The organism is uncultured Gilvimarinus sp. (assembly GCF_963972205.1).
GTDB lineage: Bacteria > Pseudomonadota > Gammaproteobacteria > Pseudomonadales > Cellvibrionaceae > Gilvimarinus > Gilvimarinus japonicus.
Window position 1 is genome coordinate 432,478 of the sequence record NZ_CAXAUC010000001.1, and the last position, 14,299, is coordinate 446,776.

At 54.2% G+C, this 14,299-nt stretch carries 8 protein-coding genes; 3 read left to right on the top strand and 5 right to left on the bottom strand.

Annotation, left to right across the window (positions count from 1 at the left end; all coding sequences use genetic code 11):
• Positions 1 to 50 precede the first annotated feature (50 nt).
• The 3 genes from AACY82_RS01815 to AACY82_RS01825 form a co-directional block, all read right to left on the bottom strand.
• Positions 51 to 1,136 carry a 3-deoxy-7-phosphoheptulonate synthase gene (locus AACY82_RS01815; protein ID WP_339615051.1) on the bottom strand — a complete coding sequence of 362 codons (1,086 nt, stop codon included), beginning with the start codon at positions 1,134 to 1,136 and terminating at the stop codon, positions 51 to 53.
• 145 nt (positions 1,137 to 1,281) lie between these two features.
• Entirely contained in the window at positions 1,282 to 4,782 is a 3,501-nt protein-coding gene (locus AACY82_RS01820) for a UvrD-helicase domain-containing protein (RefSeq protein WP_339615052.1), read from the bottom strand.
• Positions 4,779 to 7,493 (bottom strand): PD-(D/E)XK nuclease family protein, encoded by a 2,715-nt coding sequence (locus AACY82_RS01825; RefSeq protein WP_339615053.1) that lies wholly within the window; start codon positions 7,491 to 7,493, stop codon positions 4,779 to 4,781. The genes AACY82_RS01820 and AACY82_RS01825 overlap by 4 nt, the downstream gene beginning before the upstream one ends.
• Positions 7,494 to 7,690: 197 nt before the next feature.
• Here AACY82_RS01825 and AACY82_RS01830 point away from each other — a divergent pair, with 197 nt between their 5' ends.
• Positions 7,691 to 10,696 carry an EAL domain-containing protein gene (locus AACY82_RS01830; protein ID WP_339615054.1) on the top strand — a complete coding sequence of 1,002 codons (3,006 nt, stop codon included), beginning with the start codon at positions 7,691 to 7,693 and terminating at the stop codon, positions 10,694 to 10,696.
• Between the two features lie 18 nt (positions 10,697 to 10,714).
• Here the strand turns inward: AACY82_RS01830 and murI are convergent, their stop codons facing one another.
• Positions 10,715 to 11,551 carry a glutamate racemase gene (murI, locus tag AACY82_RS01835; protein WP_339615055.1) on the bottom strand — a complete coding sequence of 279 codons (837 nt, stop codon included), beginning with the start codon at positions 11,549 to 11,551 and terminating at the stop codon, positions 10,715 to 10,717.
• Positions 11,544 to 12,014, bottom strand: a complete 471-nt coding sequence (locus tag AACY82_RS01840; RefSeq protein WP_339615056.1) for a tetratricopeptide repeat protein — start codon at positions 12,012 to 12,014, stop codon at positions 11,544 to 11,546. The genes murI and AACY82_RS01840 overlap by 8 nt, the downstream gene beginning before the upstream one ends.
• Positions 12,015 to 12,317: 303 nt before the next feature.
• Here AACY82_RS01840 and rmuC point away from each other — a divergent pair, with 303 nt between their 5' ends.
• Both rmuC and AACY82_RS01850 read left to right on the top strand, forming a co-directional pair.
• Positions 12,318 to 13,826: a DNA recombination protein RmuC gene (gene rmuC, locus AACY82_RS01845; protein ID WP_339615057.1), complete on the top strand. Its 1,509-nt coding sequence runs from the start codon at positions 12,318 to 12,320 to the stop codon at positions 13,824 to 13,826.
• On the top strand, positions 13,819 to 14,286 hold the full coding sequence (locus AACY82_RS01850) for a DUF2489 domain-containing protein (protein ID WP_339615058.1): 468 nt from the start codon (positions 13,819 to 13,821) through the stop codon (positions 14,284 to 14,286). Before rmuC ends, AACY82_RS01850 begins: the two co-directional genes overlap by 8 nt.
• The last annotated feature ends 13 nt before the right edge of the window (positions 14,287 to 14,299 follow it).

Consider the following 14,299-nt stretch of genomic DNA (forward strand, 5'->3'; position numbering starts at 1 on the left):
AGCCCCGCTTGTGCGGGGCTTTTTACGTTTGGCTCGGGTAACCCGCGCTATTAGTTATTGCGGTTTGCGAGTACAGGTTTAATTTTATCGCGCATATCGCGCAAAGCTTTTTCGGTTGCTTCCCAGTCAATGCAGGCATCGGTAACGGATACGCCGTACTCAAGCATGCTCAAATCCTCGGGAATCTTTTGATTGCCAGCGCCGATATTGCTCTCGACCATCAAGCCGATAATCGACTTATTGCCCTCTACGATTTGGTTGGCAACGTTTTCCATTACCAGTGGCTGCAAATTGTGGTCTTTGTTGGAGTTGGCGTGGCTGCAGTCGACCATAATATTGGGTGTGACTTTCGCTTTTTCCAGCTCCTCTTCGCACATGGCAACACTGACGGAATCGTAATTAGGTTTGCCGTTGCCACCGCGCAATACGACGTGGCCGTAGCTGTTGCCGCGGGTGTGAATAATCGACACTTGCCCTTCGGTATTGATACCCAAAAAACGGTGCGGGTTAGATACCGACTGCAATGCGTTGATCGCAACCGTTAAGCCACCGTCGGTGCCATTTTTAAAGCCGACTGCGGACGATAAACCACTGGCCATTTCCCGGTGGGTTTGCGATTCCGTGGTGCGCGCCCCGATCGCTGACCAGCTGATGAGATCGTGCAGGTACTGGGGCGAAATCGGGTCGAGTGCTTCAGTCGCGGTGGGCAGCCCGAGCTCGGTGATGTCCAGCAGTAGCTTGCGACCGATGTGCAACCCTTCTTGAATCTTAAACGAGTCGTTTAAGTAAGGGTCGTTGATTAGACCTTTCCAGCCGACTGTCGTGCGGGGTTTTTCAAAGTAAACGCGCATAACCACATAAATGCTGTCGCTCACTTCTGCTGCCAGCTTTTTCAGGCGTGCCGCATAGTCTTTGGCGGCCTCTACGTCGTGGATAGAGCAGGGGCCAATAACCACAAATATCCGCGGATCTTTACGATCGAGGATGTTGCGGATGGTTTCACGGCCTTCGGTAATCACCTGCCGGGCGTGATCGCTCAGCGGTAACTCGCGTTTGAGTTCGGCCGGTGAGATCAACAGCTCTTGCGAGACGACGTTTAGATCGTCAACGGCAGCATCTTGCGTTGCATTAGACATCAGCGTTCCAGTCATTAAATATGTGGTCGTTAGTAGGACGTTTTACGCCCTTTTTGGCTTATGAGCCGCTATTGTACTGAAACTTCTCACCTTTTTGTGGAAGTTGTGGATGTTTTTTGTTATCGCTCCGATAGATAGCATAAATCTACTGCATGCTATTAATAGAAACCTCAATAAGTTGCTCGTCGTTGGGTAAAAACGGACAGTAGAGCGCCATTTTTACGGGGGTTGGCGCGTCGCCAAACAAGTCCCGGTAGCGCTCTAACTGTTCGCGGTATTCATCGATAAGGCCGGTTTTAAAGGACTCGGTACATTCGCCTGCAGCGGGCTCGGAGGTTTTGTAGTCGATGATCCAGCGGCGGCCATCGGCCATAAAAGAGCGATCAACAACCTGAAGGGCAAAGGCTTTACCCCGCGCGCTGACGTATCCGGCCTCGCTGGTGGCCTGCTCGTGCTGCTCCAGCACCCAGCGTCCCACCGGGCTGTTTAACGTATTGTACACGGCGCGCTCAACTCGATTAAGGGCGGTGGCTAAGCTATCAATACCAACACCGTGATGCTGCAGTAAAAGCTTCCAGCGTGGCGCTTGTGCTTGCACGTACTCGGCAACCGCGGTCGGTAGCGGGTGTTGTGACAGGGCATCGTAAATCATGTGGATGACCGTGCCGGTAAGGCGCGCGGTGGTATTGGCGCGCGCCTCACGGGTGGGGATATTGTCTTGCTCCGTGTATTCGCGCCCGCGCAGATGCGCCAAACGAGGGTTATCTTGCGCTACCGGCGGACACCAATCGTGGGTCAGGCGGCGAATAATGCCAGACTCGCCGGCGCTGCTGGTGGCGGTGGTGCTCGCCGCGCTCGTTAATAGTTCGTCTACGATGAGGGCTGTCTCGGCCACCTGTGGCCAAATGTGCCGCAGCATACCTCCCGGGGTACTTTCTGAGAGTGCTTTGTCGGTCTTTTGGCTGGCGCAGCCCAGTAGATAGAGGCGCTCGATGGCGCGGGTACAGCCCACATACAAGAGCCGCGTTGCCTCGTAATCATCCTGTTGGCGCTGTTCGTATTTTAGGTGTTGGTAGAGGGCGCCGTGATTTTCTCCGGCGGGGGCCAGCGGGCCTAACAGCAGTTGCGGCTCACCAGCGGCTGATAAGCGCTCGCGCCAGAGCAGTAGGGATTTGCCATCCGAACGCGTCGGGCGGTCGAGCCCCGGGATAATCACCGTGTCAAACTCCAGCCCTTTGGATTTGTGCAGAGTCATAATCTGCACTGGGTTTTGCTCATCGGCAGCTTCTGTTGCGCTTGCCATCGGTGCGGCGAACAAGCGCTTAAGGCCCCGGTCAAACCCCGCCCAATCTTCGATGCCGCCGGCACAGTCAAACGTGTCGATCAAGGTAAAGAATGCTTCGGCGTCTTCGTGATCGGTCGGGTTGAGTAACCCCGCGGGGCCGCCAAGCTCGGTCCACACGCCCCAAAGCCACTCGCGCAAGCTTATTCGGCCGGCGTTATTCATGGCCGCATTGAGTGTCGTGGTGACTCGTTCCAGCGCGTGGCGGCCATCTTTGCTCATAGCGGTTAGCGCTTGCTCGTTAACCGTTTGTTGCCAAATAAACGGCAGCTCCATGGCGTCGCGCGGGCCAGACTTGGCACAGGGTGCGTGGGCTAAAATGTGTAAATCGTGCAAGTCTAACCCGCACCAGGGCGCGCGCAATAAAGCCAGCCAGGCAATTCGGTCATCGGGGCGCAACAGCGCACGGGTGAGGGAGGTTAAATCGCGGATCACCATCCGACTTGCCAGTGAGTCAATGGCATTGGCCTGATAGGCAATGTTGGCGCTTGCCAGCTCACTGATAATTTGTTGTAGGTGGCTGCGGCCGCGCCCTAACACGGCAATACTGCCGTTTGGGTTGCGTATCTGCGCTTGCCGCACCAGCTCCACCGCGGCGCGGGCTTCGTCAAGCCGGGCTTGTTCCGAGCTTCGGGCGCCGGACTCGTCTTGCTCGGCCTTGGGGGCGTAGGGGCTCAAATAGACGGCAACGGCGGCGTCCGGTTGGTTGGGTTTGAATGCGCTGGAAGGCGTGTAGCTTACGGCGCCGCGAGAAATATCGTCGGCGGCCGGAAAGGCGCGCTCGAAGGTGTTGTTCACCCACTCGACAACACCGCCATAGGAGCGAAAGTTAACCTCCAAATCAACGGCGTTGAGTGGTACTTGGCCAATACCTTCGTGCCGCGCCTGTAAAAACAACCCGACGTTGGCGTTGCGAAACCCGTAGCACGATTGCATGCCGTCGCCGACGATAAATAGAGTGCGGCCATCGTCCGCCTGCCAGCCGGCGGTGAGCTTCTCAAGCAAATGCAGTTGCGGCAGCGATGTGTCCTGAAACTCGTCAACCAAAATGTGCTTAATTTGATAATCCAGTTTAAGCGCTAACTCACTTGGGTCATCGCTGTCTCCGAGCGCTTGCAGTGCCGCCAGGGTCACTTGCGTAAAATCCGTCGCACCCAGCTCGGCAAAACTTAACCATAACTGAGCGGCCAGCTGAGGCAGCAGCCGAGTCAGACAGGCGAGCAGGTGCCACTCGTCCTCTTGGTACTGGCTGGGGGGCAGTGTGTGCAGCTCGTTGACCAGCTGCAGCGCATCCGGTGCCAGGGCGAATTGCTCGACTAGCGTTTTAAAGCGCTCTTTTAGCGGCTTGCCTGCTGCGCCTGCCGGAATTCCTTGAGCGACGTTGATGGTTTTGCGCCACTCGCCTTTACCCGTTAATAAAAAATCGGCGATTAAGCGCCACTCGGCCAAAGCGCTCGGATCTGCGGCTGGCAACTCTTTGATGCCGCGCAGTGCACCGAGCGGTGCCTCGGGCTTGTGCTCGGTTAAATAGTTGGCGCCACAGTCGATCAATAAGCATAGTTCGCTCGCGTTGGGTAGCAGTGTGCGGCGCAGGCGCTGTAAGTGTTCGACGCAGACTTGGGTTAAGGTCGCCTCAAGAAATCGCCGCGCCTCGGCACTGGAGGCCATAATCACCGGGCCCAGCCACTGCTCGCGCTTTTGCAGCAGGGCTACAAATAGCCCTTGGAGACTATCGAGGTTGTTATCGAGGTGGCGACACAAGTGAATTAAATCATCGCGGTAACTAACGTCTTGCTCAATCGATTGTAAAAATATTTGCGCCGCTTCGCGATAAGCCGCTTCGGCGTCTTCTAGGGTTGGCGGGATCGCGCCCAGTTCACTGTCAAACGGTAGCTGTGAGGCAATCGAACGGCAGAGCCCGTCGATGGTTTGTACCCGCAGCCGGTTGGGGTTATGCAGCAACTGCCAGTTAAGTTGTTGGTCGCGCAGCATTACGGCCCGGGCGCTGTGCCACAGTGCGCGCTCGTGTTCACTGCTGGGTTCTTGCGCGCTGCCGGCGCGCTCAAGGGCGGCCAGTAAGCGCTCTTGCATCTCGCTCGCGGCTTTATTGGTAAAGGTGATTGCCAGTACTTCTTCGGGAGCGTCTACCGTTAGCAATAATTTGAGAATACGGTGCGTTAGCAATCCGGTTTTACCGGAACCCGCCGGCGCGGCAACGGCAAACGATTGATGTGGGTCCAGCGCTTGTTGCCGCACCTGTGCGTCGCGTGGCTGTTTGGCTTGCGGGGGGCTCAATTCGCTCATGGTAACGACACTCCTGAGTGTTTAAGCCAGTGGGATATGTCCGCTAACTCATCGGCGCGGGTTAGCCCCTCAAAATCTTGATCGTAGGCTCGGGCGTTTTTGTTGCGGTAGTCGACTGATGCCCAGCCACTGCGAAACTCTTGGGCCAGCTCGGTTAGGCGCTGTTGCCATTCATCTAATTGCTCGGCCCATTGCTCGTCGGTGACGTCGTTAATACCGTCGACCGCAGTGTTGTAACCGAGCCCGGCAAAGCGTTGATCACCGGCATTTATTTGCGCAAAAGCGATTGCCTGGGCGCCCCCGGGGGCGAGTGTGCAGGCGTATAAAGGAAGCTGCGGATCGCTTAAATTATCGGCCCGCCAGCTGGCGGTGTTTACCTGACCGGTTTTGTAATCGATGATGAGTTGACCGTCACCCTCAAGCCGATCAATACGGTCGACCCGAACGGTTAGCTCCAACCCGGCAAAGCGTATTGTGTGCTGGGTTTCTATTTCCTGGGCAATAAACGGCCCTCGCTCGCGCTCAAAGCTCAGCCAGTGCAGCAGTAGTTGCGTTAAACGCGCTGCTTCCAGATCGCGAAACATAGCGCCAATCTCGGCGCCGCGCGCTTTGCCGGTGCGGCTCACCGCGTCGCTGCAAGCCTTGGTTACCAGCGTTTGCAACTCGCCCTCAGTGGTGGCACCAAGGTTGATTGAGTTTTGCAACTGCTGCCAGACGCTGGCCAACGCATCGTGTAAAACGTTACCTCGCTCAATCGCAGAGAACCCCAACGTAGGCTCGCTCGGGCTGTGGGCACCCAGCCGAAAACGCGCAAACGCGATAAAAGGACAGCTGGCTTGGGCTTTAAAAAGACCGGCGCCGCCGCGTACTGCGGGGTCTGTTAGCGTAGGGCCGCGGCGGCAGTCCACCGCTTCAAGTCGCGCCGAGTCCACCAGGGCGCGGTAGTGTTCGGCGCGCATTGATTGTCCTGCAATTCCCAGCGCTTGAGGTGCGACGGTTGTGAGCCCGGCGATTAGGCTGCTGGGTTTAAGCGGTTGATCATCGGCACTGGCCCCGTGGCTAAATACAACCTGAGTGGCGCAGTGTTTAAAGTTGTTGGTTAAGCGCTCGGCGTATAGAAGTTCGCGTTCGGCGCTGGCGTTGGGCATTTGCCAGTCGCGCTGTAGGTTGATTGGTAGCAGCGGATTGGGCGCTGGCGCTGGCGGCCAGGCGCGGTGATTCATGCCCAGTACCCAGCAGTGGGTAAAGTTGAGCCCCGAGGCCTCAAGCGCCCCCAAAATTTGAATGGGCGAGTCGGGTGTTTGCGCTTGGAAGTGGGTTTTGTCGGCGCTGCGGCGCAGTAGGTCTGTTACTTCATATAAGCTAAACAGCGGCTGCACTTGACTAAGGCTTAGTAGCTCGTCGTGCAGTTCATACCACTGTTTGATTTGTTGATATTCGACACTGTCGAGGGGCCGTGTGCCGGGCCAGCCAAGTTGCTCCAGATACTCCATGGCGCGATCGAGCCATTGCGGTAAGCTGTGTTTATGATGCCGCTCACGCTCGACCTCACTGGCAATTTGCAAACGGCGTGATAATTCAGACTCAAGCTCGGGATGCTGTTGGGTTAATTGCTCAAGCATATAGCGCAAGTTGGCGATACTGATTTTTTGTCGACCGGTGCGCCGAATACGCTGTGCAAGCGCCGCGCGCAGGGACCGCTCGGGCGCGCAATCGCCCCAAAAGTGATTAGCCAATAGCCGGCAAACCCGTTCTACCGGCTGTGCTTGCAGTGCCAAAGCGAGCCAGTCGAGTGCGGTGCGAATAACCGGCGCCGCCCCCAGAGGCGTGCCGCTAGAAAAATTAAAAGGCGCCACTGTGCGGGCTTTGCCAGGCTGGCATGCCAGAGGCTCGAATATTTCTTTAAAAATACGTTCGACACGGGTGCGCTGCTGACCAAGGTTGGGCACCACGATACCGATAACAGCATCGGGGTTGGTTGCGAGAGTGTTATCGGCCCAGTGAGCGGCGGCGCGCACCTCGGCGTCAAAATCGGTAAGTGTGACTCGCACTGGTATTGTTTGAGTATGTTGCTGGGCTTTTAAAGGCTCGGCGTCTGGCAGGGCACCCGCCAGTAAGCGTTGCGCCAGCGGGGCTAACTCATCAAAACCATAGAGTAGGGCGCCTTGCTCGGGGGGAAGCTCGTTATTTATAAACGCGGTTAGCAAAAGCTGCTGCGCCTGCTCTTGGCTTACCAATTGATGGCGCTCAAGTATCTGGCGGTACTGGTTTAACCAGCTCATAAAGGTTGCCGCATTAGGGCGGTGAGCACTGGCGCTGACAAGCTCCTCTATGGGGCAGCACCAGGCATCGAGGCTCTGGCGGGCGGATTCGGCGGTGCTGGCCAGCTCCCGTTGGCGCAGTAGGCGACCAACCGTGTTGTTGGCTGCGATAACCTGCTCCCACAGTGACAAGCTCTGCCAGCTATTGGCAATGGTGCCAGATATCTCTGTTTTGCCGCTGAGTAGTAGGGCCTGCCACTGTTGCTCAGTCCATTGCCGCAAGCTAAAAATACGCGGTTGGCGCCATGCTTTTGCCGCATTTTGCCGCGACTGATACTGATGGTAGGCGCGCATGATTTGATTGCGCTGGCGGTTGTTTGCTGTGAGCACCAAGGTGCCGCGCTCCAGGGCCTCGCGAAGCGGTTCTATGTCAAATAGTACGGCCGCCATAAAATCTCCTTGAGCTGGGGCAGGCTGGTGGGCTGCAGCAGTTTACGTTGTCCCCTGCAGGACCATCAAGCGCTATGGTACAGGGCATTCGCAATTGCTATTAATCGTGTAAAATGATTTATCTGACACCGGTGGCCCGCGTTACCGGTGCCGCCATCACCAGCTTGATGGTTTGTATCGCTTTGTAAGGGGGCCTATTGAAACCTGTTATCCGCTCATTAAACGCGAAGCTTTTGCTGATAGTGATTGGCTTCGTCGTACTCAGCGGCATTATAGGTGCAATTCGTGTCGGGTTTGGCGAAACTCAGCGGATTCAGGCGCTGTATGATAATCGCTTGCAGGCACTTTCTACCCGCTACAATAGCTATCTTGAAAACGAACTCGACAGCCGTTTGCAGGCGCTGCAATCGGCCCGCCAGGTGTTGCTGGAGGATCTTACCCAGCTGCCACAACGCTCACTTAATATCGCCGAACATCGCGATGCCGACGGAGCTTATCGGCTTTACTCCGAGCACTCTGCCGTATTTGTTCATCAAGACACGCCAGTGACTGAGCAATTGAACCGGCAAATTGCCGCCAGCGGCCGCAGTTGGGACTATATTGCCCCGGTGTTATCCCACGCGTTTAGCGGATTGTATTTTATCAGTACTCAGCGGATGTCACGGGTGTGGCCCAGCACTATTGCGCGCGCTCACAAGCCTGACCACGACGTTACCCACGAAGTATTTTTTCAGTCCGCCGCGCCGGCAAATAACCCCGAGCGCGAGGCGCGCTGGACCCCTATCTATTTTGACAATTACAGTAATGTCTGGATGACGTCGCTGGTGCTTCCTGTTTACATTAATGACACTTTTATCGGTGTGGTTGGTGGCGATATCAATGTGACCTATCTGCTTGATAAACTCGATGACTTGGATGCCGACGGCAATCAGATACAGGCGTTTATCTTTAACCGCCAAGGCGAGCTGATTTTGCACAGCGAGTCATCGCCCCACAAAACCTCCGGCGATGATATTTACCCCACATTAAGTGCGACCAGTAGCCAGGTTGACGATTTATCTGACTATATGCACGATGTTGCCAGTGGTGAGTTGGCGTTAGGAACCATTTATCGCGAACCGGCCGCCGAGGGTAAATTAAACATTGTGGCCAATCGCCTGACGCAAATGGATTGGATGATCAGTTTTTATTATCCCCAGTCTGTGATTGCCGATGCCTTTCGAGAGTCGATGATGGCGGTTTATGTCAATATTCTCATGTTGGCCGTGTTCTTATTTGTGGTGCTGTTTTTTAGTATACGCCGCATCGTGATTTATCGTATTCAAGCGCTGGCCGACGCCACCGAAAAAATTGATAGGGATCGCTGGTATTTAAGTGTGCCCGAGATTGGCCAAGACGAAATTGGCCGTTTGGGAAAAAGCATCAACAATATGCTCGATCAGATCCGCCATTTGGTGCGGGGGCTCGATGATAAAATTGTTCTGCTGGACAAAGCCGGTGCCGAATCGCGCAAACTTATGAGCGCTATTGAAAACAGCGTCAGTTTAGTCGCAATTTTAAATAAGCAGTGGCAGCTGGATTACGCCAACACCCAGTATTGGCAAGTTACGGGCTTTAACTTAGACGAGCACTGTGAAGGCTATCAAGCGCTGTTGTTACCCCAGAAAAACTCGCAGCAGATCACGATAGAAGGCATTAAGGCTGAAATACTTTCCGGTAAACCGCGTCTTGAAGGTGAGGATACCGGTCAGTGGCAAGCGGAGTATCTCGCCGTGACTGGGCGCGGTGAACGTTTTTGGATTATGCAAACGATCACGGCGATTATGGGACAGGATCAAGAGCCGGAGTTTTATGTCTGTGTTGGTCAAGATATTTCTGACCTAAAAGAAAAACAACAGGAAGTCGAGAAGCTGGCCTATTACGATCATTTAACCGGGCTGGCCAACCGAACAGAGTTTAAACGCCTGCTGGGCCGCGCCCTGCAGCATGGGCAGCGCGCCAGCAGTAAAGTGGCGTTGTTTTATCTTGATCTCGATCATTTTAAGCGCATTAATGATACGTTTGGCCACGAGGCGGGCGATCAACTATTGACCGAGGTGGCGCGTCGTTTAAAAAGCGAGCTGCGCGATGACGATGTGGTGGCAAGGCTCGGCGGTGATGAGTTTGCCGTGTTGCTTGATCAGGTCGAAAGCCCGCAATATGCCTACGTGGTTGCCAATAAAATAATCACTGCCTTAAACCGCCCCATGGAGTTACAGGGCAAAGAAGTCGTGGCCGGGGTTAGTATTGGTATTACCATGGCGCCGGACGACAGCAGCCATATCGACACTTTAATGAAGAACGCCGATTTGGCTATGTATCAGGCCAAAGATAAAGGCCGCAATGCATTTCAGTTTTATACCTCGGATATGAATTTGGCGGTAGAGCAACGCTTAACCGTAGAGCGTGAATTGCGCGTCGCGTTAAAAAATGGCCAGTTCGAACTGTACTATCAGCCGGTGATTGATCTGACGACGGGTAAAATGGTAGCCGCCGAAGCCTTGGTGCGCTGGAATCATCCGACTCGTGGTTTGGTGTTGCCTGGTGAATTTATTCCCGCTGCGGAGGATTCGGGCTTGATCGTCCCGCTGGGTAAATGGGTGCTAAAAACCGCCTGTTATCAAGCGCGGCTTATTCAGAAATCTATGCACCGTAAGTTTAGTGTTTCCGTTAACTTGTCGGCGCGACAGTTAAACGATCCGAGCTTTTTAACTAACCTTGATCGGGTGTTGGAAGTGACCTCTTTACCGCCTGAGAGCTTGGTGCTAGAGGTGACCGAAAGCACGCTGATGGAAGACTCGGAGAATGTGATACCGCGGTTAGAAAAGTTGCGACTTAAAGGTTGTTCACTGGCAATTGATGATTTCGGCACGGGCTATTCGTCGCTAAGTTATTTAAAACGATTGCCGATTAACAGTCTTAAAGTAGACCGCAGCTTTGTCAAAGATTTACCGGACGATGAAGAGGATCGGGCGATCACCTCACTGATTGTCGCGATGGCCAACTCGCTGCACTACAAAGTTGTGGTTGAAGGGGTCGAGACCGACCAGCAACACCGCTTTTTATCTGATTGCGGTTGTCACTTTGGCCAGGGGTTTCTCTACAGTCGGCCATTACCGGCCGACCATTTAATGGCAATGCTGTTTGATGATGTGGCGCCTTAACGGTTGTTTGCTATGGGGCTAGCGCAAAATCCGGCTCTCGCTAAAACCAAAAGCTGGCAGCGCTGCGCTCAGCTCTGCAATTTCCGGGGCCGTTTTGGTAAACCAGGCGTAGGTCGGCAGCTCGGGGTCGAGACCTATCGGCTCAATGCGTTCAGTCCAGTACTCGATTCGGCGCGCAATAGCGCTACCTGAGTCGATCAGGCGTATGTGCTCGCCCAAAACTTGCTGAATTTCGGCGGCTAACAAAGGAAAGTGAGTGCAAGCAAGCACCAAGGTGTCCAGTCGATCTGGCGTGGGGTTTGTTTTGCTGGCGGTTAATAGCGGCGCTAGGATCGCGAGTAACTCCTGTGAATCTACCGGTCGTTGCCGCAGCTTACGCTCTGCGAGTTCAACCAATGCCGACGAGCCGACACAGACCGTTTGACAGTCGTGGGCAAACTCTTGGATCAAGCGTTTGGTGTAACTGCGTTTGACGGTTCCGGGGGTCGCCAGCAACCCGATATAACGGTTTTTACTGATCTCGGCGGCAGGTTTAATGGCAGGCACAACACCCACCACCGGGCGAGTAAAATGTCGGCGCAGGCGCGGCAATGCTAAGGTGCTGGCGGTGTTACAAGCGACGACGTAGATATCTACATCCTGCACTTGCGCAGCAAACGCCTCTAGTACCTGGCAGGCGCGCTCAATAACTTGATTGGCAGGCTTGTTACCGTAAGGGAAGCCGCCATTGTCTGACAAATAACTAAAACGGCAGTGGGGAAGCTGTTGGCGCGCGGCCTGTAAAATACTTAAACCGCCAACGCCTGAGTCGAAAATAACGATATGGGGTGCGGCTGGTAAGGCGGTCTCACTCATGTGGTAACAGATCTTCGATGGCCTTGCGGTAGCGCGGTGGTTCGGACTCAAATAGAGTCTCCCCCTGGCTTTGATAGGCGTGAAATAAGCATTTGCGAGCTTCGGCGTGGCGGCCCAGCTCCCACAAACATTGGCCAAGCCGCAATTGTACAAACGGGCTTTGCTCGGCAGTGGGGCAGCATAGCGCAGATTGCAGCGACTCAGCCCCGGGCTCGTATTGCTTCAAACGGAAGTACCCGTCACCTATGGCAGTTAGTACCCATCCGGCTTCCGCGTATTGTGTTTGAGGTTTGGGGATTATCAACCATGCTTGGTAGAATGAGCGCAGCGCGAGACGATACTCACCGCTATCGTACAAGCGGTAGCCGTCGGCGCATAGGCGTCGTACCTGTCGGCTTAAACCGCTGTTTGGCGACGGATCCACCGGGGGGGCGTCACTTGTGTCGTCTGGTGAACGGCTCATGTATGAATAGCTTACCTGCGTTCTGGCGCTTGGCCTGTAATGTATTAGGTTGTTTAGGTTGCCGCTAAAGCTTAGCAAACTGGCGGCGGTCAATAGGATAACTCGCTCACCATAATCGTTTTTATTCAGCACGTTGGCTTAGCCGTCGTCGGGCGATCAAATGTTAACCGGGGCTAGGGTTGGCGGCTTTTGCTAGTATAGCGATAATCCCCCGCTGAGGTGAAGTAGTCGGCCGCTATGACGGTGCAGCGTCATAGCTTAATTTTTAATGGGTATTCTACACGTGAGCAATGCAACTTAACTATGTCTGAAATTTTGGCAAGCTCCCACATTCTATTGCCCGTACTCGTGGCCGCATTATCTATTTGCGTCACGTTACTGGTTGTTTATGGCTGGCGAATGCGTCCTTTGCAGCGGCAAGTGGCAGCGCTAAATGAGCAAAATTTGCAGCTAAATCAAAGGTTCGCTTTGGCTGAAAGCGATTGGCGCCACCAGGTTGCTGAACGTGACCGTGAACTCGAGGGTTGCGCGCAGCAATTGCAGCAGCTGCAACGGCGTAGCCAATCGGTAGAGCAGACTCGAGATCAGGCGCAAGATCTTGCGGCGCGCCTGCAGGAGCGGCTTAGCCACTTTGAGCAGCTGGATGAGCGGGTTTTACAGCAAGAGGCGCGTATTATTGAGCTGAGCCAGCAGCGCACAGAATTGCAAACCCAGTTGACCAGTGAGCGCGAGTCACTGGCGGAACAATCGCGCTTTTTAGAACGTGCGAAAACAGAGCTTAAACAAGAGTTTGAACTGACGGCAAACAAGCTGTTTGAGCGTAAAAGCGAGCAGTTTAGTGTCGCTAATCAAGGTATGCTAGAGGGGACGTTAAGCCCGTTTAAGATTCAGCTGCAAGAATTTCGTAAAAAAGTCGAAGATGTTTACGAAAAAGAAAACGCAGAGCGCAGTCGGCTCTCGGGGCAGATTATCGAGCTGCAGCGCCAAGCGCATAAAATTGGTGAAGACGCGGTTAATTTGGCGCAGGCGCTAAAAGGCAATAATAAAGCTCAGGGCGGTTGGGGCGAGATTGTGTTGGAGCGATTGCTTGAGCAGTCGGGCCTACAAAAGGGGCGGGAATACGATACCCAAGTGAACTTTTCGGCGGGTGATGGCAGCCGCCGAATGCCCGATGTTGTGGTGCACCTGCCGGAAGGGAAAGACATTATTATTGATGCAAAAGTCTCGTTAACGGACTATGAACGCTACTCTAATGCTGAGGAAGAAACGCAGAGACAACAGTACCTGCAGCGACATATTCAGTCGTTACGTGCCCACATCAAAGGGTTGAGCGCTAAAGATTACGAGCGCCTGCCGGGTATTAAAGCGCTGGATTTTGTGTTTATTTTTATTCCCGTTGAGGCGGCGTTTATGCTGGCCATGCAGTATGACAGCAATTTATACAAAGAGGCGTACGACCAGAACATAATTCTCGCCAGCCCGTCGACCTTGCTTGCTATTTTGCGTACGGTCGATAACGTATGGCGCTATGAGAAACAGAATAAAAATGCGGAGCGAATTGCCTCTGAGGCAGGCGCCTTGCACGATCATTTTGTGCGTTTATTGGAGGCGCTTGAGGCCGTTGGCTCGCAATTGGCGAAAACTCAGGATGCTTACCAAACCGCTCACAAACGTTTGGCCTCTGGCCGCGGAAACCTCGTTAAGCGAGTCGATAATATCCGCAAGCTGGGCGCTAAAACCAAAAAGTCTATTGATGCTCCTCTGTTGGAGCAGGCCGTAGATGACGATCAATTTGAGGATGATGATGACTGATACAACGGTTTGGTTAATGTTTGTTATAGGTGTTTTAATTGTCGCGATACTGGCGCTTGTGGCCGCTTATTATTTGTGGCAGTTGTACCGTTTACGACAGACTCAGAAACTGCAGCTAAAGAAGGTTGAGGCGGAGTCGAGAGCGCAGCGCGAGCGCATTAATACCAGCATTCAAGTGATTGCCAGCTCGGTTGGACGCGAGGACTTGACCCTGACGGAGGCGAGTATCCGTATATCGGTGCTGCTGGATTCGCTGTCGGTAGACGATACTGTGCGAGACGAGTACTCCGCGTTTTACCAGTTGCGCGACGCAACCGCCCATATACCGATTTTAGAACAGTGGAAAAAGCTCCCTGTGGCCGAGCGGCGCAAGCTCGACAAAGAGCGATTAAAGCACGAGCACACCTACAGTGCGTTTGTGTTAGCCGCGGCCGAGCGCATTCGCGGCAAAACATTTTAACCCCAAAGCTTTT